Origin of the sequence: Photorhabdus sp. HUG-39, from assembly GCF_963878365.1 — a bacterium.
Classification (GTDB): Bacteria; Pseudomonadota; Gammaproteobacteria; order Enterobacterales; family Enterobacteriaceae; genus Photorhabdus; species Photorhabdus kayaii.
Genome location: NZ_CAWNWY010000077.1, coordinates 1 through 3,228, shown reverse-complemented (window position 1 = coordinate 3,228; position 3,228 = coordinate 1). Strand labels below are relative to the sequence as shown.

The following is a 3,228-nucleotide window of genomic DNA, read 5'->3' as shown; positions in this document are numbered from 1 at the left end:
CTGGTCAAACAATGCGATTGCGGGGCACCGAGCCAAAGGAACAAGCTTAAAAAAGCGGGTTGGTGCGATGATTATCGGGCAAGAGTTTTCTTTGGATGAATAGCAGTCAAAGTATGCTCGTGCCCTGCAGAATACACCACCATTATATCAATCGTTTATATAAACCATTTCAGCAGCCATTCCTATCATTAAATAAAAACATCAGGTTGTTTTCTCATATATCTAATATTTCACTCCATCTGAACAATGGTGGATTATCTCTATAATTAAGAAAATGCCCTGAAAATATCAGAGCATTTTTTAAATTAAACGCATTGCTTGCTATTATCGCCGTAGTATGGTGTAAGAAAATATCATGTTACGAAGATAATCGTTGTCAAATTTATTATCAATGATTTCACCAGTCTCAATAATCAATCGATGAGTTGGCTCTTTTGAGCAAAGAATCATAAGTCGCATTTTGTCTTTTATAAGCCAACTATCATTGCTTGCCGGACTAAACCAGTACGATTTGATCAAGATATTACCCTGACTATCACAAGGCATTTCATTAAATTTCACTGTCCAGTTAGCATCAACTTCCATTTCTTTATCGATAGGCCCATTCTCACCTTTAATATCAATATACCCGTCATCTTTCAAGTTGCCTCTTTGTTGGCTGCACTCACTCACCCCGGTCACATAGTTATCTATGCTCCCGGGGATTCGCCCCCTTGCCACCGCGATGCATATTGAAATCCATAGGGTATAGAACCATAAAATAAGAATTCACCATCCACAAGGTGAATTTTACCGTCACTCCATCTCGAATATCCTAACCCAATATTTTTAGGAATATTTACCAACGTTTGATATTGAACACCTTTAACTGAATACATCATGTTTCAATCCCCTTTGGTATAATTACTGTATGAAAATAGAATTCAACCACTTCGGATTTAACTAACAAATGCAATATTATTACTCTATGAATAAATAATTTCATATTCCTTTAAATAATTCATTAGTTTTTCCATTCCATATTTTTTATAGTCAATTATTTAACCTGATTATAAATAAATTTATCCATCAACAAGAAACTTTACTAAATCCTGATATTTTAAAAAGACAACTTTAAATTACTCATATTATTGCAAATAAAAATCATTTAAATAAATTAATTTTTCATATGAAATCAAATTAATCCTTTGCATTAAAAAACCTATAAATCATTGTTTTTAATTCTAAAAAATCACATGCATTCCAATTAAAAATTAATTATAAAAAGATTATTTGATATTTATCGCACATAAGGATTAATAGAACAAGCAGTTATCAAGCGCCAATTTTTCATTATGAGGCAACTCAGCATTAACCACTTTTGTATACAACGTGCATATTTCAATATTAAATATATTAATTAAGAGCCAATCAATTAAGTCACCAAATATTATATTTGGTGGTTCATGAATATATTCCACATCCAATTATATTCACTAAACTCCTTTTACATCACTAATAAATTTAAACATTTAACCACTCAGAATAAATATTAAATTAAATTTCACAGATAAAATCGCTTGTAATATATATTACCAAATAACTGCAATGATAAGGAAAAATAGAATAAATCTTATATATAAACTCTGGCTAAGTCTTTGAAATTTAAAACAATAGTGAATTTTACATCCCTACCTTGTCATTTCACTCCAATATAATTAAAAAAATAAAACCATACACATCTCCACACATAAAAAAATATCATCATGAAATTACGACTATCTGAAAGAAAAGGGAGAAATTATTGAACAATGGGAAAGTAAGCTGCTATCGCTGTGAGCAATAAGGGCCAAATGGCCCTATCATTATGCCGCCCTTACAATGTAGTTAAATGCGATATTGCGAGGGCGATTCTCTGAGGCTACAGGAACAACCCTTGACGCCAGGAATCCAAAACCATATGGAGTATCCGTGTCAGAAATATTTACTGATTTGAAACTGCCATCTGTGGCTATTCCAAGAACTTGACTAGCATAAATAGCCCCTCTTGTTGCCAAATGATAGTTTGGTGCTATCATGCCGGCGAATGAACCCTCAATATTTCTAATGGCATCCCCCTGAGAAGTTAAAATTCTACGGCCACTATCAACACCTCGTTTATCATCCCAACCTCGAATAAATTCCCCTCTTAAATCGGGCAATTTACCGTCAGGATAAGCTTCTGCTAACTTTGGGTACTGTAATTTATCGAAAGCTGAACCGTTACAAGTGAAATAGCCAACAGGTGGATTGGGCAATGGCCAAGGAATAGGAGAACCAACAGGAACTTCATTGGCGGTTTTAATTCGATTATCTGTATATTCACGCAATGAATTTGCTATTTCCTGAGCAAGCTTTTGTGTAACTGCCAATGTGTCACTATCGCCAATCACATTTGTAAGCTGGACAGCACCTTTTTGTGTTAATGAAGCACAAGGAACGTTTGTTGCAATTTTTTGTTCTAACGCTCGATTTAATTGTGCAGTAAGTTTGGCTATGCCCCCATTATCCAAAACATCAGCGCCAGATTGTTCCGCAATAAAATTAGCTACAACAGATGATATTATTGAAGATTGGCGTAATACCTTATTTAACACATGAGTAGAAACATTCTCTGGTGGAAACCCCGTCTGTAAATTCTGACTTTCTTCATATTTTTCTTGACTCACTACATTAGCATCATCACTAATAGAAAATGCTTTAAAATCATTTTTTTGATTCATATGCCTTCCTTAAATCAAATAACATTATTTCATAATCAGTATATTTAAATCATTGTAAAAACAATCCCCTTGCAACTCATGCAAATCAAAGTCTAGTTTAGAAAAATAATAATGTGTTGTTCTTATTCCTTATAAGGTTAACTAATTTTGTATAATTGGTTACAATAAGCAATTCAATATCAAGCAGTTACTATTATCTCTCTTCTTTCATTTCTGACTATAATTTTTCTATTTCAGGTTATAAACTGAATCTCTTTCAATATCCTAATTCAAACATCAACAAAACCATTGTATGAACGACCTGTTTATTCAGGCTATTGGCTATTCCAACCTCTGGGAACCTCTAAAAACTTTTCACAACCACAAAATTGAGTAAAATGTAGGCACAGTACATCTCTGCAAGGTAGCGCTGTCATGATACCGCCTCGTTCTGCTTTAAAAAAAGACAAGCTGGCATCCGAATATCACCGTCGAAAAATCGATGAAT

At 33.5% G+C, this 3,228-nt stretch carries 3 protein-coding genes; all 3 read right to left on the bottom strand.

The features are described from left to right. Positions 1-324: 324 nt before the first annotated feature. Complete coding sequence (locus AAC155_RS23860; protein WP_146748153.1) at positions 325-681, bottom strand: hypothetical protein; 357 nt, start codon at positions 679-681, stop codon at positions 325-327. Positions 682-689: 8 nt separating this feature from the next. After that, complete coding sequence (locus tag AAC155_RS23855; protein ID WP_146748152.1) at positions 690-881, bottom strand: hypothetical protein; 192 nt, start codon at positions 879-881, stop codon at positions 690-692. A gap of 963 nt (positions 882-1,844) precedes the next feature. Next, complete coding sequence (locus tag AAC155_RS23850) at positions 1,845-2,741, bottom strand: phage tail protein (protein ID WP_113044391.1); 897 nt, start codon at positions 2,739-2,741, stop codon at positions 1,845-1,847. Positions 2,742-3,228: the final 487 nt, after the last annotated feature.

What these genes read in the sequence shown, in the direction of transcription:
- AAC155_RS23850 (WP_113044391.1), bottom strand. Translation starts at nt 2,741, where the DNA reads ATGAATCAAAAAAATGATTTTAAAGCATTTTCTATTAGTGATGATGCT.
- AAC155_RS23855 (WP_146748152.1), bottom strand. Translation starts at nt 881, where the DNA reads ATGATGTATTCAGTTAAAGGTGTTCAATATCAAACGTTGGTAAATATT.